Raw genomic sequence first — 19,415 nt, forward strand, 5'->3', positions numbered from 1 at the left:
TTATGGCGTATATTCGTAAAAATAATCCTGATTAAGCAGTTCCTTTTCTTCCTGCGCAGCGGGAGGGAACATCGCCTCCGCCGTTCGTATGGATTTCAACAAGGCCTTCGCCTTATTCACCGTTTCCTCATATTCCTTTTCCGGTACCGAATCCCATACGATCCCCGCGCCAGCCTGAACATAAGCCTTTCCTTTGCGGAAGATGATCGTGCGTATCGTGATGCAGGAATCCATATTGGCGTTAAAGCCCAAGTAGCCGATGGCTCCCGCATACGCTCCCCTGGCTTCCCGCTCCAGCTCTGCGATAATCTCCATAGCTCTCAGCTTGGGAGCTCCGGATACTGTCCCTGCCGGAAGACAGGAGAGGAAAGCGTCGAAGAAATCTTTGTCGTCCCGCAAAGACCCGGATACGTTCGAAACCATATGCATGACATGCGAATAGCGTTCGATTTCCATGAACATATCGCATTTTACCGTGCCGAACTTGGATACGCGCCCGAGGTCATTGCGACCGAGATCGACGAGCATCAGGTGCTCGGCCCGCTCCTTTTCATCCCCCAGCAGTTCCTTTGCGAGTCGTTCATCCTCTGATTCATCGGCTCCGCGGGGACGCGTACCTGCAATTGGACGTGTCTCCACCTTGTCGCCGTCAACCTTGACCAAAGCCTCCGGAGAGGTTCCGACAATGATTTCTTCGTGCATTTTAAGATAATACATATAAGGTGAAGGGTTAAGCGTTCTTAGCACGCGATATACATGCAGCGGGGATACTTCCGTTTCAATATGAAAGCGCTGGGACAGCACCACCTGGAAAATGTCCCCCGAACGGATATACTCCTGCGCCTGCTCCACGTTAGCCATGTACTGTTCTTTGGTCATGTTCGATTTGATATCGCCAAGCTCAATGTCTGCCGGAATCGTTCTACCATTGACATTTTCGCGCGGCCCTTGGGTTTGCAGCTGTTCGGCTATACGGGCAAGCTTGCTGTCAATTTCCATATAGCTCCGGCGGATGTCTCCATCCGTATCCCCATCCTTCACATGAACGTTGCCGACCAGCAGGATTTGCTGTTTCACGTGATCGAAGACGATGACGGTGTCGCAAAACATAAACCGGATATCATCCATCCCGAGATCATCCACCGCATGTGCGGGAAGCTTTTCATAGTATTGAAGCAGATCGTAACCGAAGAATCCGATCGCTCCGCCCGTAAACGGAGGCAGCTCCTCTGTTTTGGGACTGCGATAGCGGCGGAGCAGCGTCTTGAGCTCTTCGACCGGCTTGCCGTTCATGATTTCCTTGGCGCCGTTTCTCTCCAGTACGATTTCGCCTCTTTTGCCGTAAATCATCATGAAAGGATCGGTTCCGATAAAAGAGTAGCGGGCCCACTGGCTGCCACCCTCCACACTTTCAAGCAAAAACGCGCAATCGCGCTCAGCATAACGCTGAAAAATTCGTATCGGGGTTTCCATGTCCGCAAGCAGTCGTTTGACGACTGGGATTAGATTGTACTCGCGTGACAGCTTTATGACCTGCTCCACACCCGGATTCATCATTGTCGTTCCCTCCTTTATTTGTCATTCGAATGAGCCTGATGATTCAAGCTTTGGCACGGGTGCCAGACAACAAAAAAACCTCTACCGAAGTAGAGGTTTAACGTTCATCAAGTATATGGATAGAGTCGTCCGGAACAAATGGTTTCCTCCGACACAGCCATCCTACCCTCAACCTGAAAGGTATCGGGTCAAGAAAAGACGTCTTTATAGGAAAACAAATATGTCCAGACATTCCACAATTTGCTTATCGCATATGGACTCCGCTCTTCTATACTCAACTCAGCTCATCTAAACTCTACTCAGCTACCGGATTAACCAGGATCTCTATCCCGGTTCAACCCATTGATTGGAAGGACATTTGCGATATTCGCATCTGTCATTCGATGTTATTAACACTATACAGGAAGACCCCTCGTCCTGGCAAGCATGCTTCCCAAAAAATTACGCCTTGGGAGTAGCAAGATCCGGACGGAGCTTCTTCGCTTCGTTCATGTACACATGCTTGATTTCGCTCTGGCTCTTCTCGGTATTAACCTGAACCATCAGCCGAATACATCGCGGCAGGCTGCCTTTCACGGGAACCTCTACGGCGCACATCAGAGGAACCAATTCCCATCCCTCAAGTTGACGGATCGCTTTGGCCGGAAAAGCAGCATCCAAGTCCTGGGTTAGCGTAATCCACACGCTGCCGATATCTTCCGGGTTTACCTGATTGCGCTCCACGATCTCGCGCATCAGTACGACCGTTTCGTCCAGAATTTCACGTTCATCGTTATGTTCAACCGTTGTCGCCCCGCGAATGCCTCTGTTATACATGGACCTCGCCTCCTTTTCTTAGCTGTTTCAGAACGTCTCTGACCCGCTCCTGTGGAATATCTTTCACGATGCTGACAGAACCGATCGAATCCGGAACCACGAACACCATGGTTCCTTCCTTGAACTTCTTGTCATGCATCATCGCGGCCATCAGCGCCTCCTCATCCAGGTGATCCGGAAGCACAACGGGAAGCTTCAAGGCCTTGAGCATCGATGTCGTTTCCGCATATATGCCCTCGCCGCGACCTAACGCTTCTGCCAATAGAGCCGAGCCTGCCATCCCGATGGATATGGCTTCGCCATGAAGAAATTCTCCGTAGCCGCCAACCGCTTCGATCGCGTGTCCTATGGTATGCCCAAGGTTTAAGATGGCGCGCAGTCCGCCTTCCCGTTCGTCCTGGGAAACCACGTCCGCCTTAATCGCTACGCCGCGCTCGAGCCCGTAACCGAGCGCTTCCAGATCCAAGGCAAGCAGCTCAGCGGCATGGTCTTTGCACCAATATGCGAAAGCTTCGTCCTTGATCAGGCCATGCTTCACCATCTCGGCAAGTCCAGCTGAAACGTCGCGAGGAGGCAGCGTAGTCAGCGTATCAAGATCATACAGCACGAATTCCGGCTGGTGAAACGCGCCGATCATGTTTTTGGCAAGCGGATGATTGACGGCCACTTTGCCACCGACGCTGCTGTCATGAGCCAATATGGTAGTAGGCATCTGAATAAACGAAATTCCGCGCATATATGTAGCGGCCACAAAACCTGCCAAATCCCCAACTACCCCGCCGCCAAGCGCAATGACGGACGAATTGCGGTCCAGCCCGCCCTGAATGGCGGAGGTCATGACCTCTTCGAACACCGACAGGGATTTGGAGCCTTCCCCGGATTTGACTACGGAAACGACCAGCCGGAAGCCGGCTTTCTCAAGCGAAGCTTTCAACGTATCGAGATGATAAGTCGCCACCTTCTCGTCCGTGACGATCAAATGCGGACTTTTAACGGACATCCCATGCTTGATCAAATACGACGCGGCTTGCGGGAGCAGGCCCGAGCCGATGTAGATCGGATATGAACGGTCTCCAAGTTCCACGTGTACGGTTCTCATCATTAATATTTCTCCACTTGTGCCAAGTAGTTATCGTAGTTGGCACGAATTTCGTCCATGGAATCCCCGCCGAATTTCTCGAGAAAAGCCTTGGCGATTTCCCATGCCACAACATGTTCCATCACGACGCTGGCCGCAGGCACCGCGCAAGCGTCCGAACGCTCCACTTGTGCCGTAAATGGTTCCTTCGTATCGATGTCTACGCTTCTGAGCGGTTTATACAGCGTCGGAATCGGCTTCATGACACCGCGGACCACGACCGGCATGCCGTTGGTCATTCCGCCCTCAAACCCGCCGAGACGATTGCTTGCACGGTAGTAACCGCTGCCGTCTTCGTACAAAATCTCGTCATGTACCTGGGATCCGCGGAGTACCCCGGCTTCGAATCCGATTCCGATCTCAACGCCCTTAAAAGCGTTGATGGACATAACAGCTTGTGCAATGCGTCCATCGAGCTTGCGGTCATATTGAACGTAGCTTCCGAGTCCGACAGGCAAGCCCTCTACGACGCACTCGACAACGCCGCCAACGGAATCGCCGTCTTTTTTGATCTGGTCAATGTAAGCTTCCATCTTCTGTTCGGTTTCGGGATCCACCACGCGAACCGATGAAGCTTCGGTACGTTCATTCAGCTCGTCTACCGTCAATTGATTGGCTGGTGCTTCAATTTCCCCGATGCGGATGACTTGTCCGCCGATCTTCACACCGAATGCCTCCAGAAATTGGCGGGCAATCGCGCCGCAGGCAACTCGCACAGCCGTTTCTCTGGCACTGGAACGCTCCAGCACATTCCGGAGATCCTTCAAATTATATTTCAGGCCGCCGTTCAGATCGGCATGGCCCGGACGCGGGCGATGCACACGGCGCTTCTCCTCGTCGTTGCCTTCGATCGGTTCCACGTTCATGATCTGGTTCCAGCTGGCCCAGTCCTTGTTCTCCACCACGATGGCTACCGGTGCTCCGGTCGTCACGCCGTGGCGCACGCCGCCCACGATTCTGGCGGTATCCTTCTCAATTTGCATCCGGCGGCCGCGTCCATGACCCTTCTGACGGCGCTGAAGCTGAAAATTCAATGCTTCAAAATCAAGCGTAAGATTGCTCGGAAGACCTTCAATAATAGCAGTAAGCTGGGGACCATGCGTCTCCCCGGCTGTTAAGTAACGTATACTCATGTGCTTTCCCCCTTTAAACTGTTAAACGGTAATTGGCTAAAATCCGAAGATATCTTTGCTCATTATAGTATAGCTCACCTGCTTTGACAAGGAATGCATCCGAAAGCAAAAAGACGCCGGTCCCTCATGAGCCAGGGACGGCGTCCTATTCTGCACTGCTGATGTTTACGGCAATCCGGTCCTGATTCGGCTTTTCTTCCTTCATGCTTTCCACCGAATCCTGCACCATCCGGCTTAAGCGGATATCCTCGATGCCGAGAATCTGACCGCATTCCTGAATGGTTATGAAACCACGGCGGTATGCCGTGATCACCTTACGCTTGTCCATGGGTGTTGACAACCTCCACCTTGTTATCGTACCTGTTATAGTATCGTTTCAAACAAGCGGATTTATACCACGGAATTGGCAAGTCAGGATTTCTTTCTGTAAAAAAAGGTTTCGGTCGGTTCGAGTCCGTATTGCCCCGGCGTGAAGATCTGCTCCGTGCTGCCGACAAACAAGTATCCGCCTGGCCGAAGCGCGTTCGCAAACTTGTGATACAGCTTATTCTTGGCTTCTTCCGTGAAATAAATCATCACATTACGGCAGACGATCAGGTCATGCTTATCCTCGAACCGGTCCAAAAGCAGGTTCTGCTTGCGGAACTGCACGTTCTTTTTCAGCTGTTCACTGAACTTGAATAGAGGACCCTCCTGTGAAAAATAACGCGAAGCCACCTCAGGAGGCACATCCTTCAGCGAACGTTCCACGTAAAGGGCTTGTTTGGCCTTGGCCAGAGCCCCCTCGTCAATATCCGTCGCAACCAGCGAAGCTTGACCAAGGAGTCCTTTGCCGTCCAGAATCATAGCGAGTGTATAGGGCTCTTCACCCGTAGAGCAGGCTGCGCTCCATACTTTGAGTTTCTGCTTTCCTCCAGCCGACAGCTCAGGCAAAATGACATCCCTGAGTACTTCCCAACGGTTCGGATTCCGCCAGAACTCCGATACATTGATCGTCATCCGGTCCAGAAACTCGTAAAACAGATTTTTATCCTTGGAAATGGCCTCATAAAAGGAAGCAAAGCTATGATGGCCGTTCTTCACCCGCAGTGTCGTCAGGCGACGCTTCATTTGGGCTTCTTTATACTCCGACAGATCAATGCCGGTGCTTTGCTTGATATGCTGAATAAAGGCTAAGTAGTCCGGGTCCGGCTGATGCTCTCCGGCAGGAGCGCCCCCGTTTGAATTGAATGGGTTCTTTACATCCACGGCGTAATACTTCTGTCGTAGGTCACCAGTTCATGCGCTTCGAAAAAATTCGCGATTTCACGCGCGCTGCTTTCCGGCGAGTCGGAACCATGAATCAGATTATGCGGTGTATGCGAAGCATAGTCGCCGCGGATCGTACCCGGCAGAGCTTCTTTTACATTCGTTTTCCCCATCAGAATCCGGGAGAGCGCAATGATGTCATCGCCTTCCCATACCATGGCGAACACAGGGCCGGAAGTAATAAAGTTAACCAGATTATCATAAAAGTCTTTTCCTTCGTGTTCGGCATAATGCCGCTGCGCCTTTTCCTCGGATACTTGAACAAGCTTGCCTGCCACCATTTTAAATCCCTTGTCTTCCAGTCTTGCAACAATCCTGCCGATTAAACCGCGCTGAACGCCATCAGGCTTGACCATTAAAAAAGTTCGTTCCATAAACTCACTCTCCCGTTTTGATTCAAGTCATAAGGTTAGGTGTGGTAATCTTCTTACAGTTATTTCAGACTGACAATTGGGCGGGGCTTAAAACCTTAATACGACCGCTTTGTTACAAAATGCGCGATATCCCTAAGGTTTTTCTTTGTCCGATTGTCCGGCAGCCGTTCAAGCGCATCCAGCGCTTTTTGGATATAGCGGTCCGCCAGTTCTTCCGCCTGGGAGATGCCTTTGCTTGCTTTGATCATCCGGATGGCTCCCGAGACGTCGCATTCCCCGTTGCGTTCACGGATATATCCGATCTCACGCAGCAGCGGGTCGCGGAGTTCTTCATCCTGCAGCGCATAAATGACTGGAATTGTGATGTTCCCTTGTCTCATGTCGCTGCCCGGCGGTTTGCCGATCTGTTTCTCGGTGCCGCACAGGTCCAGAAGGTCATCCTGAATCTGAAAAGCCATGCCGACATTGTAGCCGTAACGGTACAGCAAATTGGCATTTTTACGGTCGGCATCAGAAGCCACGGCGCCAAGCTGGCAGCTGATGGCGATCAAGAGAGCCGTCTTCCGGCGGATCCGCAGCAAGTAACGTCGTACATTCTGTTCCGTATTAAAGAAATCCCGGATCTGTTCCATTTCCCCGATGGACATCTCAACCATGGCTTTGGATAGGACCTGGTGAATCTGAGGTTTCTCCAGCTGCGCAGCGATCATGAGCGCACGGGCATAGATGTAATCACCCGTATACATCGCAATGCGGTTATCCCATTTGGACTTGACCGTCAGTTCCCCGCGGCGGGTATCCGCATCGTCGATGACGTCGTCATGGACCAGGGAAGCCATATGGATCAGCTCCAGCGGGACGGCCACATGCTTCAGCTTTTCAAGATCGTAAGAGCCGAATTTGCCGCCCATCAGGACGAATACCGGACGCAGACGTTTGCCTCCCGCCTTCAGCAGGTGCATGGACGTTTCATTCAGCAGCTCATGCTCGCCTTCGATGCTCCGAAACAGCTCGTCTTCGATGTAATTCATGTCTTTTTTCAGTAGTCCGAATATGTCTAGTCTTTTCATTCCTTCACCCGTGTCAGCGTATTCTCAATCCGCAGTCCTTTTCCCAAGCAGCAGAATTCGAGTCTTTGTCAGAAACATTATCAGTCAAATCATAGCATATTTCCATTACATAAATCACTGGCACAGCCTACGAGTCCTCTTCGATTCGCCTGGCCGCAGCCTGACCGCCGTTCCATCTGGTAAATAGACGATGCTCAACGCGCATGCTGTCTAGTATTTTCCCCACTTGAAAATCGACCAGATCCGCGATGGTCTCAGGATGGAAATAAAAAGCCGGCATAGCCGGTATGATGCGTACCCCCAGCCTGGAGAGCTTCAGCATATTCTCAAGATGGACGGCGTGAAGAGGCGTCTCGCGAGGTACGAGCAGCAGCGGCCGCCCTTCCTTCAGCATCACGTCAGCTGCACGGGTCATCAGATTGTCTGAAGCCCCGTTTGCGACAGCGGACAGCGTACCCATGGAACAGGGAGCAATCACCATCCCCTCTACCTGAAACGAGCCGCTAGCAATCGTAGCACCGATATCGGCAATCGGATGGTAATGTAGCGTTCCGGGAAGTCCCCGGAACTTCTCTTCCAGTACCTGTTCCTTCTTGCCGGCAGGCCAGCCGAGCTCTTCGCCCAGCACCCTCCAGCCCGCACTTGATATCACGATATGAACCGGGTATCCTTGCGCCAGCAGCACTTCGGCCAAGCGCACCCCGTAAACGGATCCGCTTGCTCCCGTGATGCCGATCACCCAGCCCCGCTTCTCATTCTGCATATGTATCAATGGTACTGCACCACCAGATCAATCAGCGTAAACACGAACACCGCAATGCTGAGGACACTGTTCATCGTAAAAAATGAGGTTTGCAGCTTGCTCATATCCTTTGGAGACAGGATGTAATGTTCATAGAACAAAATAATATAGGAAATCACCATGCCGGCAAAATACCACCAGCTGAGTTCTGTCACAAAGAACAAAACGACGAAGCCCACAGCCGTTATCACATGGAAAATACGTGCAATCAGAAGTGAGTTATGTAATCCGAACCGGGCCGGGATTGAATACAGCCCCTCGTTCTTGTCAAACTCCATATCTTGTATCGCATAGATGATGTCAAACCCAGCCGTCCAGAAAGCGACCGTTACATACAGCAGGACCGCAGTCCAGTCCATCGTGTTGGTAACCGCAACCCAACCTCCCAGCGGGGCTAACCCCAGCGTAAGGCCGAGCACCAGATGGCATAGCCAGGTGAAGCGTTTGGTGTACGAGTAAAAGACAAGCATAAAGACCGCAATAGGCAGGAGCTTCAAGGCCAGGGATGAAAGCTCGTAAGCCGCCCAGAATAATAAAATGAAAGATATGATCGTAAACACGATGACTTCCGTATTTTTGAGCAGTCCCGCCGGAATGGCGCGCCCTGCAGTACGCGGATTTTTCTTGTCAATCACCTGATCGATCATCCGGTTCAAGCCAAAAGCCGCGCTTCTTGCGCCGAACATCGCCATGAGGATCCATCCGATTTGAGCCCAGGACGGCAGATGCGAGTTTACGACGACCGATCCCAGGATGGCGCCCATAAAAGCGAACGGGAGCGCAAACAACGTATGCTCGATCTTGATCATTTCCAAAAAAACGCCGATTTTCTTAAACATGCCGATTCTCCTTAATCCCAATATGTAATGCCGCGACGCCGCCAGTCAGGGGATAAGCCTCGACATGCTGTAATCCGACGCTCCGGAATTTCGAAGCGAGTTCCTCCCTTCCCGGGAAGAGAGCCAGTGATTCGGGCAGCCACTTGTACTGCTCGTATCTTTTGGCGAAAAGCTTGCCGAGATTCGGCATAATTTTTTGAAAGTAAAAATTAAAAAGGCCTTTAAACGGCTGCCAGGTCGGCTTCGAGAGCTCCATACAAACCACCATGCCTCCCGGTTTCACGACGCGCATCATCTCCTGCAGCACCTTCTCAAGATCAGGTACATTTCGCAGGCCGAAACCTATAGTCGCGTAATCGAAACGGTTGTCTTCAAACGGAAGTTCCATGGCGTTGCCCTGGACAAGCGTGATCTGCTTCTCCATATGCTGGGCACGGACCTTGCTTTCTCCGACCTTCAACATATTGGGACTGAAATCGAGGCCCACTATGCTGCCCGTCCCGCTCGCTTCCGCCATGCTCAGCGTCCAGTCGCATGTGCCACAGCACAGATCCACTGCCGTATCTCCAGGCTTCATGGCCATTTTCTTCATAGCAAACTTGCGCCAGGCCTTATGCCTGCGGAAGCTTATAATATCGTTCATAATGTCATACTTGGGAGCAATGCTTTCGAATACGGATTGGACGTGATCGTATTGATTCTCCGTATGTACCTGCGGCTCTGAAGTATTAGAATTCATGGAAGCACCTACCCTTCTCCGACAGCTGATCCGGAAGCAAGAAGCTGCCGCTGGAACGGCTCGAGCACTTGTCCGAGCTCGCGGAAGAGGCTGTCTCCCTTGACGCTTTTCAGGATCGACTGAACGCCGCCGACCGCCTGGCGCAGCTTTTCAGCCATGTGCTCTCCCGCTTTGTACTTCAGCATCAGCTTTTTCCAGTCTTTGTTGTCAAGTTTACGTTCGCGAAGCGCCTGCTTGTCTTCTTCGCTGGCAACATCCAGGATATGCCAGTAGGAATAGCTGTACAGGTACGGATCGCTGCTGCTCCGCTGCATCTCTCTGACCACGGTCTCGCATTCGCTGACATTCCGCAGAAGCGAATTCCAGAGCTCATGCAGCGACTCCTCGATCAGTGGTGTAAACGAAAGAAACAGCTGCATATTCAGCTGCACCGTTTGCCGCAAATATTCTTCCGCTGACATGAACAGGCTCTTCATTTTGCCGTACAGATTCATTTTGAGCACGTTCACGTCGCAAATCGCCTGGCTGAGACGCGAAACGGCCTCGATCTGCCCCTTTTGGGACAAGATCTGATAGAAACGGCTGCTGAAATAATCTCCTGCGAGAACCTTCAGCTGACGGGAGCGCATAAAGCCCTCACCCGGCTTTCCTTCCTGCGTATCGATGGTTTCATGCGTATCTATACCTATTTGCACCAGGGACGTGGCCAGCGAGAACAGCTCGCTATGAACAGCCGACTTGCTTGTTCCCTGGTTCAGAAAAATATATAACAGCTGAACACGGGCGTCAGGAAAAGGCGGCAGCTCCGTATGTTTTTGTATCATGTCGTATTCGACATATTTCTTTGCTAGTTGGGGTACGCGGTACGGTTTCATCGTCAGCCTCCGAGCCTATTTCTTTCTCAAATCACTTTCAACTCCACGAACAAGAACTTTTGTTCACAATCTTTTCTATTATATCACATGTTTTTTCGCCACGCACGGGTGACAAAGCTTCTTTTTTAATATACAGAAGTTCGGAAAAGAACATGGATCATGAGCATCATTACCCACTTTGCCCCGCTCCGAACTGGTTTTTCCACAATATTGTCTCTATGACGTGCAAACGCTGCTTCATCATCTCCGATAAAGGCGCTTCCCCCGTTCTTCTGAGCTCCATCATGAGCCCTGCATCCCAGGCTTCCCTTTTGACATCCAGCGCCAATAACAGATGCTTGGTTCCGAGCCATTTGTCTTCGGCCACAAGCCGGAGCTTAACCCGGTTGACGTTAACGGTGCCATGAAAACTGAATGAGAGTATCTCCCCTATGTTTGCGTACATTTCCGAGATCTTCGTATCCGGGGCCGTGACGTTTAGATCAATGGACATCGCCGAATCATTCCATTCCACTCTGCGGATCGGTAGGGTGAGCGGAAGTTCGTGCAGGGCGTCGACGATATTGTCATTGCCTAGCACCCAACCCTTGTAATGCTGGAGAACGGGTAAAATTTGCGGCGTCTTGGAGGCTGAGGTATGGAGGCTGTGGAATTGTGATAACAGCAGAGCCGTTCCCATGGTGATGACGAGTGCGGCACCTGGCAGGATGTAGCGGTTCATCGAAGATGACCTCCCTCACGAGTTTGGTATCCTTTAGTTTAATCTTCATCCCACATGTCCATACCTCATGCCTGCAACGAAAAAAAGCAGGCAATGCCTGCATTCTAGCTTTCGCTCTCGATAACGCCATGCTTCGTTTGGACCTCGGCCTTCCCGCGAATCTTCATTGCGGAGGTATGATCTGTAAATTGCGCAATCAGGACCTCGCCCTTGTCAAGCTTTTCCGTGTGGTGGAACTTGGTATCATGGCCTCGGGTTAATCCGATGACCTGTACGCCATTCTCCTTCGCCTTCACGACAATGTAATCCGTGTTGTTGACATTCTCCATGCTGCATCCTCCTTCCATATCGGATTTGATGCTGTATCCTTATCATTGATTATAATGCATCTTTTGGGCATACTGACACGATATCAGGCCAAAGGAGTGGTTAAGATGACGAAATACGAACCGGCACAGCTGGACGAGGAAACGGTATCCAAGCTTCGTGATTTTGAGCAGCGGATGAGCGAAGCGGCAGGCGAGCCTGTCATTCTCATCGCTTATTCGGATCAGAAGGAACCGGCATCCCAATAGAAAAGAAAAGGCCGTGAGCAGCCTGCTGATTCCTTCGGTCGAAACCGAAAAAACTTGCAGGCATCTTCAAAATTTAAACAGATCAACGTGGAGCTGCACAAATTTGAAGATTCATCACGGTCTTTTTTCTTGCTTACATATGGAATATGTAGAAATCTTATTTAATTCCGTCTTTGAGCGCTTTACCTGGTTTGAAAGCAGGAATTTTGCTCGAAGGGATTTCGATTTCTTCACCTGTTTGCGGGTTGCGTCCTTTGCGTGCAGAACGTTCGCGAACCTCGAAGTTGCCAAAGCCAACGAGTTGGACTTTGTCTCCGTTTTGCAGTGCTTGTGCAATGGATTCGAATACAGCGTCAACCGCTTTAGTCGCATCCTTCTTGGACAATTCTGCCGTTTCAGATACTTGGGAAATCAGTTCGGATTTATTCATTTCTATTTCACCTCCCCAATGGTTGAATCGGTTGTTACTCACTCTTTCCGTTTTGCAGCGAAATATACGTTCATCTGCTTTTTTTACAGATAGAATCGCCATAAAGCCAGTACAGCCGCAGGCGCGGACAAACTTATAGTAATACAGCGCAACTAGAATTTCAAGAGTTTTAAGCTTGGGAACGGTTTAAATCCTTGAAAGTCGTGTAAATCAGACCTAATCACACAATAAAATGAATGCATAAATATACTGCCCGAGCATGGGGGCATCAAGGGCAGCTATCTTGTCAAAAAGCCGTAAACGGGCAGATTAGGCGCTTTATATGGCGCTAAAGGGATAAATACACACAAAAAGAACCGCGGTGAAGCCTATCACCGCGGTTCTTTTTTATGCATTTTTTATAAAATGATAGCAATGAGTCCGCCCGAGCCTTCGTTGATGATTCTGCCGAGCGTTTCCTGCAGTTTGTACCTCGCATTGTCCGGCATCATGGCAATTTTGCCTTGGATTCCTTCCCGGACGATGGAATGCAGCGAGCGTCCGAAGATGTCTGAATCCCAAATCTTGATCGGGTCGTTCTCGAAATCCTGAATGAGGTAGCGCACAAGCTCCTCGCTCTGTTTCTCGGTACCGATGATCGGCGAGAATTCGGATTCTACGTCCACCCGGATCATATGAATGGATGGTGCCGTCGCTTTCAACCTCACGCCGAATCTTGTGCCCTGACGAATGAGTTCAGGCTCATCCAGCGACATTTCGGCAAGGGACGGTGCTGCGATGCCGTAGCCGGTCGTTTTGACCATTTCCAATGCCTCGGCGAAGCGGTCGTATTCCCGTTTCGCATGGGAGAACTCCTGCATCAGCTGCAGCAGGTGATCCTTGCCGCGGATTTCGACCCCCACCACTTCCATGAGAATCTGGTCATACAGCTCATCCGGAGCGAACAAATCGATTTCGGCGACGCCCTGCCCCATATTCATGCCGCTGAGCGCAGCCCGGTTAATGAACTCATAATCCATGAACTGGGATACGACCCGGTCCACGTCGCGCAGACGACGGATATCCTTCACCGTATCACGAACGGAGTTTTCGTAGTTGCTGCGGAGCCAGTGCTTCTCGCTGAGCACCATGACCCAGCTTGGCAGATTCACGTTGACCTCATGCACAGGGAACTCATACAGAACTTCGCGAAGGACGCCTGTAACGTCATCCTCCGTCATCGTGGCCGCGCTGAGAGACATGACCGGAATGTCATACTTTTCAGCCAGCTCGTTTCGCAGCTGCAGCGTCTCTTCGCTGCGAGGGCGCGTCGAGTTAATGACGAGCACAAACGGCTTACCTACTTCCTTGAGTTCCGCAATGACGCGTTCTTCCGCTTCCACGTAAGAACCGCGCGGAATTTCGGCAATGGAGCCGTCTGTCGTGACGACTACGCCCAGGGTGGAATGCTCCTGGATGACCTTACGCGTTCCGATTTCCGCAGCCTCCTGAAAAGGAATCGGCTCCTCGAACCAAGGCGTGGAAATCATGCGGGGACCGTTTTCATCCTCGTATCCCTTCGCTCCCTCAACCGCATAGCCTACACAGTCTACCAGTCTTACATTAACGTCCAGACCTTCGGCCACTTTAATCTGTACCGCGTTATTCGGTACGAATTTGGGCTCGGTTGTCATAATCGTTTTGCCGGCAGCACTCTGCGGCAGTTCATCCACAGCTCTCGCCCGGTCGGCTTCGCTGGCGATATTCGGAAGCACAATCGTTTCCATGAACCGCTTGATGAACGTTGATTTGCCTGTTCGGACTGCGCCGACGACACCCAGGTAAATATCCCCGCCGGTGCGTTCGGCAATGTCTTTAAAAATGTCCACTTTTTCCAAAAGAGATCCCCTCCTCATTTACTCCGAAGGAAAAATGCTTAAGAGCATCCGCTTCGTGTTCCATCTGGAGCCTCGAGCCATTGCAACGGATTTGCGCCATACAATGTCGTCAGTAGTCCGCCGCCGGGGTCAGAATTGGATCGGAAACGGCAAAGCGGCGATACTCGCTTTAGGCATTTGGACTAGTATCATATTATGTACCTATCAAAAGCAATATGACGGGTATTTTGCAAAATCTCATAATCTATATAAAATGAACTCATGTTTGGTATCATCCTTCCATATGACTCTTTCGTCATTTGGAAAGGACTACGTTTTTTAGTTCAAATTATATGCATAGACTGCTTCCAAGAGGGTAACTTCGTATCTTCGGCATAACCCCCATGATCCGCATACCTACCGATTCAAACTTTGCCGGGCCTCGTCATCCATCTCAGATATATGCTGAAGGATGTGTATCTATGTATATCATTTGTATAAAATTCTTCACTCCAACAAAATAAAGCCTTTCCCGGCAGTGTGGTGCTCTGCAGGAAAGGCTCTCTTCGTTCATATGGGCTTGCTTATTATGATTTCGGTGCAGAGGCCACGGGCGAATTCCCTGACCAAGTATACGGAAGGGATTTGACGGGAACATAGTCAGACGATTTGACGAGTTCTTCCCTCAGATCTTCCTCCGGGGTAGGCTTCAGTCCTTCCTTGTCGATCAGCTGCATGATATCGAATGCATAATCAACATAGACTGTGCCTGCCTGATCCATCATGAAGTTCATATCCTGACCCGAATAGACGCTCTTGAGAACAACCGATTTGATGTTGGCGAGTTCGGGGTCGACCCTATGAATGCCTGGATACAGCTCCTCGCCTGCCGGCAGCTTGCCATCATGTGCTGTCTTGTACTGATTGACCGCGCGCTGAACGTCATTTACTTTCTGGACGGTAATCAGATCCATTACCTTGACGGTCGGATCGGTCTCTTCATTCTGAATCAGAAAATAGGCGCTTCCGCCTTTCTCGAATGCGGTGGCAGGTATTTCGTCGATAAAGCCGCGTTTTTGCAGCTGATCCAGATCGACCCTGAATTTTTCGTATTTCGGCGTTTCCCCATCTGAATTGATGATTGGGAGCAGGCCCTGATCCTTTTGAAAATCATCGATCGCGGATTGAATACGCTTCACGCTTTCCCGATAGGAAACTCTGTTTTCCGTTTTCTTTTCATCCGGATACAAGCATCCGGTCAAGCTGAATGCGAGCAGCACGGCCAAGACTGCTGCAGCAGCTGACCGGATTGCCCCGGATCGTGTGGCAAATGGTGCCTGAGTCACTATGATCATCCTTTATATCCATAGTATTTATAATAAGAATACCCGGTCCATAACAGCCGGCATTACCATAACTCGTCCTGTTCGCCTTGGCGCGCCGCTTCTAGCTGCTTACGGATCGCTGCCTTAAGCTTATCCTCTGGTACTTCTACCGTAACCGGCCCCTCAATCCGCGACTGGCAGGCCAGTCTGACCCCTTGGGAGACGAGCATGCCCAGCTTACGCTTCTCGGAAGCCGCAGGCATGGAAAGCTGACTGGCTGCAGACGGGTCCACATGTATTTTGCACATCAGGCACCCCATCTTCCCGCCGCATCGCGTAGGGATATGCACTCCTGCACGCCGCGCCGCAGCCAGCACCGAGGTGCCTTGGCTTACCACGGCCTTCTTGCCGGAGGGCCTGAATGTAATTTCATGATTCATTGGGGATCACGGCTCCTCTCGCAATGGAAGCTGACTTTGTTGGTAGGTTCTTGAGAAGGCAATTACCCGAGCAAGCTTTCGATTTGCCGGATATGCTTCACAGAAAGGCTGCAGTGATCGCTTATCTGCTTCCATAATGGGAGATGGGCAGAAGGATTCTTTCTAATGGCTTTGGCGATCGCTTCATAACGGTCCGATCTCTCCCTCAGGACATTGAAGACAAGCTCATGCATAAGCGGCATTAACGGTAGAACTTCCTGATCCATCGAAACTGTGGTGGAGTGAGAAAGCAGCAGCTTCTCCACCATCACCTCATACCTGCTATGCCCGGAAGTGACCTTGAATCCTCCCACCAGCTCCAGCGTGTACCCATTCACGTTATAATGACTAAGCTCGGAATAATATTGATCCGTTTCGCTGATCGCCGGCTCGTCCACTGCGTATTCCAGCAGCAGATCATGCAGCTTTGCCACATGAATCCGGTCCGCATAAATATCGATGTCCCTTGGCATGGCGTCCAGCTGCACATGCTGGAGCAGGAGTCCGCAGCTGCCGCCGATCAACCAGCATTCCCCGGCTTCTCTCAGTGTTTCGGACACCTGCTGCAGCGCATGCTGTAATTCGGATGGTATCTGCATGACCCACTCTCCTATTCTCCCTGTCCGATTAAAAATAGGTTTTGTTCTGCGCGACGATCTTACCCGGAGCTTTCACAACGGTTTGACAGCCGAGGCGGAAGCCCTCGTCAAATTCCTCCGGATCTAGTCGTTTATGCTCTGCTTCCGTTGGCTCCTCCAAAAACTCCGCGCCTTCGATCACCTGGCATCTGCAGCGGGCACAGGTGCCACGCTTGCACATATGCTGCCAATCGATCTCATGGTCTTTGGCATGCTGAAGGATCGTCTTCCCGGGCTCAGGCACGACCTGCTTCTCAATGGATCTTCCCCTAAGCTGCATCGTGGCTTCCTTTGGCCCCGTTTCTTCCATCTGAACGGCTTCTTCCACCGGTTTTTTCTTTTCAAATAGCATTCGGAAGCGGTTCATCACATTAACGCCGCCATTCCCCCGAGAAATCCGACCACCATAATGACGAACGCTACCAGGGAAAGCGTACCGCGGAGAATTCCGGTCGTTTTGGTACGGGCAAATGTAATTAAAAACACGGATAACCCCATTACCAGGATGGCAATCAGGGAAACCCACATTTTTGTCATCGGATCCATAGGCTACGATTCTCCATTCTTTTCGGGTATATAAACGTATTATAACATGAAACTTGTCCGCTTTCTTAACATATGTAAAACGCAAGTCCATGGACATGCAAGCTTGAAAAAAAGAGCATAAAGTCTTCAAAGCCGCGAGGCTTCGTCGACTTATTGCCCTTTACGCTTCGGTATGCACGTGCTATTTCTTCATCATCAGTTTCATCAGCGATTCCATGTTCGACGGATTCATTCCGCTTTTTTTAACCGCGCTCACGATATCCTGAATGGTATCTTCGCTGACAGGTACGTTAGCCATCGCGGACACCTGCTTGATCAGTTGGCGGAGCTGGGTCTCATTTTGCATAGTAGAAGGTTTTACGGTGCTGGCAAGCTTCTTAACGGCATTTTCAGAGATGTGCTTTCCTGATTTCTTATTGACAACATTCAGCACGTCTTTGGAAATATTTTTGCTCATCTTCTCCCCTCCTCCGGCAGTCCTCAACCTATATATATGAGGAATGCCCTCGAAAGGTGAAAAGCATCAGCTATGCCACTGCTCCCACGTTTCCAGCTTCATAGACTCCATTTCCGTCTTCGGATCGCGTCCCATCAAGGCTTCCACGGCGATTCGGGGATCCTTGTCTTCAAAAAGCACATGGTACAGCTGATCGGCAATCGGCATCTGCACACCATATTTTTGCGAGAACGTGTGGGCTGCCTTCGTAGTACGTATTCCCTCCACCACCATGCCCATGGAGCTCAACACTTCATCCAGCTTGGTACCTTGACCGAGCATCGAGCCCGCACGCCAGTTGCGGCTATGTCGGCTGGTAGCGGTAACGACAAGGTCTCCGACGCCTGCCAGTCCCGAGAACGTCAACGGATTGGCTCCCATTTCCACACCGATCCGGGTTATTTCCGCCAGGCCGCGGGTAAGCAGAGCCGCCTTGGCATTATCACCATATCCCAGACCGTCCGACATGCCTGCGCCAAGGGCTATAATATTCTTCAGGGCTCCGGCCAGTTCTACGCCAAGCATATCGCGGTTGGTGTAGACGCGGAAATCGGCATTCATGAACAAATCCTGGGCGGCCGCCGCAGCCTTCGGATTCAGAGAGGCCACGACGACGGTCGTCGGACAGCGCCGGACCACTTCTTCCGCGTGGCTGGGTCCGGAGAGAACGACAATGTCCCCCTCCGTACAGCCAAGCTCCTCGGAAATGACCGTGGACATGCGCTTCATGGTTTCGGTTTCAAAGCCCTTTGTCGCGTGTATGCACAGCATGTTGGGATGCCAGTAGACCTTAAGGGATCGGGCCACCTCGCGCATTGCCTTGGAAGGTGCCACGATCAGAACAGCGCCTGCTCCCGTCACGGCCTCTTCCATATCGGTCGTTGCCTTTAAGTTCGCAGGAAGCTCAACCTCCGGCAGGTAGCGACTGTTCATATGCTTTTCGTTAATTTCCTGTACTTGCTCGCTATTTCGGCTCCAAATGACGACATTCGGATGATTGGACGCAAGGACGCTTGCCAAAGCGGTTCCCCAGCTTCCAGCAACAAGCACTGCAACTTTATTTGACAATTCCCTTTCCCCCTTTGGATCCTCCGGAGCCTATTTTGTTTTCCTTACCCTGAACAATTTTCACAATATTGCTGCGATGTCTCCAGAAGGCAAACAAACAGATAACGAGGCTGGACCAAAAAATGGGCCAGTCAAAACCAAAGATCAAACCGTAGATGAACAGAGATATTGGGGTGAGCGCCACGAATACAAGCGATCCAAGAGATACATAACGGGTAAACACGATCAGCAGGATGGCGATAATCCCGGCCCACAGGGCAGGAAAAAAGCTGAGCGTAGCCATGACGCCAATCGTGGTGGCAATGCCCTTACCTCCGCGAAAATGAAAATAAACGGGCCAATTATGACCGATGATGGCCGCAATACCGCACAGCGCAGTGATCCAGCCGTTTCCGTCCCCAAGCCATTTCCCCAGCCATACCGCGGCAATGCCCTTCAGAACATCGAGCAAGAGCACGGCGATAGCCGGCCCCTTGCCCAAGATTCGAAGCGTGTTGGTAGCCCCGGCATTTCCGCTTCCATGCTGGCGAATATCGATTCCTTTAAGCAGCTTGGCCAGCACGACGCTGAAACTGATCGAGCCGAGCAGATAACTCAGGACAATTGCTAAGATCTGTAGAATCAATCTAT

25 protein-coding genes are annotated in these 19,415 nt (G+C 51.2%); 1 reads left to right on the forward strand and 24 read right to left on the reverse strand.

Going from position 1 to position 19,415, the window contains the following annotated elements; translation table 11 throughout:
- From trpE to mtrB, 14 genes are all read right to left on the reverse strand, one after another.
- Nucleotides 1-1,557 carry an anthranilate synthase component I gene (gene trpE / locus ACTHPM_RS08340; RefSeq protein ID WP_440394717.1) on the reverse strand — a complete coding sequence of 519 codons (1,557 nt, stop codon included), beginning with the start codon at nt 1,555-1,557 and terminating at the stop codon, nt 1-3.
- Between the two features lie 441 nt (nt 1,558-1,998).
- Nucleotides 1,999-2,373 carry a chorismate mutase gene (gene aroH / locus ACTHPM_RS08345; protein ID WP_440394718.1) on the reverse strand — a complete coding sequence of 125 codons (375 nt, stop codon included), beginning with the start codon at nt 2,371-2,373 and terminating at the stop codon, nt 1,999-2,001.
- The gene (gene aroB, locus ACTHPM_RS08350; protein ID WP_440395386.1) at nt 2,366-3,472 is read right to left on the reverse strand and encodes a 3-dehydroquinate synthase; all 1,107 of its coding nucleotides are present in this window, start codon (nt 3,470-3,472) and stop codon (nt 2,366-2,368) included. The genes aroH and aroB overlap by 8 nt, the downstream gene beginning before the upstream one ends.
- A gap of 2 nt (nt 3,473-3,474) precedes the next feature.
- The gene (aroC, locus tag ACTHPM_RS08355; RefSeq protein WP_440394719.1) at nt 3,475-4,644 is read right to left on the reverse strand and encodes a chorismate synthase; all 1,170 of its coding nucleotides are present in this window, start codon (nt 4,642-4,644) and stop codon (nt 3,475-3,477) included.
- 145 nt (nt 4,645-4,789) lie between these two features.
- Entirely contained in the window at nt 4,790-4,972 is a 183-nt protein-coding gene (locus ACTHPM_RS08360) for a hypothetical protein (protein ID WP_440394720.1), read from the reverse strand.
- Between the two features lie 83 nt (nt 4,973-5,055).
- The gene (locus tag ACTHPM_RS08365) at nt 5,056-5,892 is read right to left on the reverse strand and encodes a CheR family methyltransferase (protein WP_440394721.1); all 837 of its coding nucleotides are present in this window, start codon (nt 5,890-5,892) and stop codon (nt 5,056-5,058) included.
- The gene (gene ndk / locus ACTHPM_RS08370) at nt 5,883-6,326 is read right to left on the reverse strand and encodes a nucleoside-diphosphate kinase (protein WP_440394722.1); all 444 of its coding nucleotides are present in this window, start codon (nt 6,324-6,326) and stop codon (nt 5,883-5,885) included. Before ndk ends, ACTHPM_RS08365 begins: the two co-directional genes overlap by 10 nt.
- Before the next feature lie 95 nt (nt 6,327-6,421).
- The gene (locus tag ACTHPM_RS08375; RefSeq protein WP_440394723.1) at nt 6,422-7,396 is read right to left on the reverse strand and encodes a polyprenyl synthetase family protein; all 975 of its coding nucleotides are present in this window, start codon (nt 7,394-7,396) and stop codon (nt 6,422-6,424) included.
- A 127-nt stretch (nt 7,397-7,523) separates the two neighbouring features.
- Nucleotides 7,524-8,159, reverse strand: a complete 636-nt coding sequence (locus tag ACTHPM_RS08380) for a UbiX family flavin prenyltransferase (protein ID WP_440395387.1) — start codon at nt 8,157-8,159, stop codon at nt 7,524-7,526.
- Between the two features lie 5 nt (nt 8,160-8,164).
- On the reverse strand, nt 8,165-9,037 hold the full coding sequence (locus ACTHPM_RS08385) for a UbiA-like polyprenyltransferase (RefSeq protein ID WP_440394724.1): 873 nt from the start codon (nt 9,035-9,037) through the stop codon (nt 8,165-8,167).
- Nucleotides 9,030-9,776 carry a demethylmenaquinone methyltransferase gene (locus ACTHPM_RS08390; protein ID WP_440394725.1) on the reverse strand — a complete coding sequence of 249 codons (747 nt, stop codon included), beginning with the start codon at nt 9,774-9,776 and terminating at the stop codon, nt 9,030-9,032. Before ACTHPM_RS08390 ends, ACTHPM_RS08385 begins: the two co-directional genes overlap by 8 nt.
- A gap of 8 nt (nt 9,777-9,784) precedes the next feature.
- The gene (locus ACTHPM_RS08395) at nt 9,785-10,651 is read right to left on the reverse strand and encodes a heptaprenyl diphosphate synthase component 1 (protein WP_440394726.1); all 867 of its coding nucleotides are present in this window, start codon (nt 10,649-10,651) and stop codon (nt 9,785-9,787) included.
- Between the two features lie 169 nt (nt 10,652-10,820).
- A complete protein-coding gene (locus ACTHPM_RS08400; protein ID WP_440394727.1) occupies nt 10,821-11,372 on the reverse strand; it encodes a hypothetical protein in 552 nt (183 codons plus the stop codon).
- A gap of 104 nt (nt 11,373-11,476) precedes the next feature.
- Nucleotides 11,477-11,701: a trp RNA-binding attenuation protein MtrB gene (gene mtrB / locus ACTHPM_RS08405; protein ID WP_440394728.1), complete on the reverse strand. Its 225-nt coding sequence runs from the start codon at nt 11,699-11,701 to the stop codon at nt 11,477-11,479.
- Between the two features lie 105 nt (nt 11,702-11,806).
- On the opposite strand from mtrB, the gene ACTHPM_RS08410 reads away from it, so the two are divergent.
- Nucleotides 11,807-11,947 (forward strand): hypothetical protein, encoded by a 141-nt coding sequence (locus tag ACTHPM_RS08410; protein WP_440394729.1) that lies wholly within the window; start codon nt 11,807-11,809, stop codon nt 11,945-11,947.
- A 157-nt stretch (nt 11,948-12,104) separates the two neighbouring features.
- Here ACTHPM_RS08410 and ACTHPM_RS08415 read toward each other — a convergent pair whose 3' ends face one another.
- The 10 genes from ACTHPM_RS08415 to plsY all read right to left on the reverse strand — a co-directional run bounded on the left by ACTHPM_RS08415 (nt 12,105) and on the right by plsY (nt 19,410).
- Nucleotides 12,105-12,377 (reverse strand): HU family DNA-binding protein, encoded by a 273-nt coding sequence (locus ACTHPM_RS08415; RefSeq protein ID WP_127602830.1) that lies wholly within the window; start codon nt 12,375-12,377, stop codon nt 12,105-12,107.
- A 398-nt stretch (nt 12,378-12,775) separates the two neighbouring features.
- Entirely contained in the window at nt 12,776-14,254 is a 1,479-nt protein-coding gene (gene spoIVA / locus ACTHPM_RS08420) for a stage IV sporulation protein A (RefSeq protein ID WP_440394730.1), read from the reverse strand.
- Between the two features lie 566 nt (nt 14,255-14,820).
- Nucleotides 14,821-15,579, reverse strand: coding sequence for a hypothetical protein (locus ACTHPM_RS08425; RefSeq protein WP_440421499.1), 759 nt, complete (start codon nt 15,577-15,579; stop codon nt 14,821-14,823).
- A gap of 62 nt (nt 15,580-15,641) precedes the next feature.
- Nucleotides 15,642-15,998, reverse strand: coding sequence for a 2Fe-2S iron-sulfur cluster-binding protein (locus ACTHPM_RS08430; protein ID WP_440394732.1), 357 nt, complete (start codon nt 15,996-15,998; stop codon nt 15,642-15,644).
- 62 nt (nt 15,999-16,060) lie between these two features.
- The gene (locus ACTHPM_RS08435; RefSeq protein ID WP_440394733.1) at nt 16,061-16,636 is read right to left on the reverse strand and encodes a nucleotidyltransferase domain-containing protein; all 576 of its coding nucleotides are present in this window, start codon (nt 16,634-16,636) and stop codon (nt 16,061-16,063) included.
- A gap of 28 nt (nt 16,637-16,664) precedes the next feature.
- The gene (locus ACTHPM_RS08440; protein WP_440394734.1) at nt 16,665-17,027 is read right to left on the reverse strand and encodes a 2Fe-2S iron-sulfur cluster-binding protein; all 363 of its coding nucleotides are present in this window, start codon (nt 17,025-17,027) and stop codon (nt 16,665-16,667) included.
- Nucleotides 17,028-17,041: 14 nt separating this feature from the next.
- Nucleotides 17,042-17,221 (reverse strand): DUF2768 family protein, encoded by a 180-nt coding sequence (locus ACTHPM_RS08445; RefSeq protein WP_440421501.1) that lies wholly within the window; start codon nt 17,219-17,221, stop codon nt 17,042-17,044.
- 181 nt (nt 17,222-17,402) lie between these two features.
- Complete coding sequence (locus ACTHPM_RS08450) at nt 17,403-17,678, reverse strand: stage VI sporulation protein F (RefSeq protein WP_440394736.1); 276 nt, start codon at nt 17,676-17,678, stop codon at nt 17,403-17,405.
- A gap of 66 nt (nt 17,679-17,744) precedes the next feature.
- Nucleotides 17,745-18,785: an NAD(P)H-dependent glycerol-3-phosphate dehydrogenase gene (locus tag ACTHPM_RS08455; RefSeq protein ID WP_440394737.1), complete on the reverse strand. Its 1,041-nt coding sequence runs from the start codon at nt 18,783-18,785 to the stop codon at nt 17,745-17,747.
- Nucleotides 18,775-19,410 carry a glycerol-3-phosphate 1-O-acyltransferase PlsY gene (gene plsY / locus ACTHPM_RS08460; RefSeq protein ID WP_440394738.1) on the reverse strand — a complete coding sequence of 212 codons (636 nt, stop codon included), beginning with the start codon at nt 19,408-19,410 and terminating at the stop codon, nt 18,775-18,777. Before plsY ends, ACTHPM_RS08455 begins: the two co-directional genes overlap by 11 nt.
- Between the last annotated feature and the right edge of the window lie 5 nt (nt 19,411-19,415).

It is taken from the genome of Paenibacillus sp. SAFN-054 (genome assembly GCF_051966755.1).
GTDB lineage: Bacteria > Bacillota > Bacilli > Paenibacillales > Paenibacillaceae > Paenibacillus_AQ.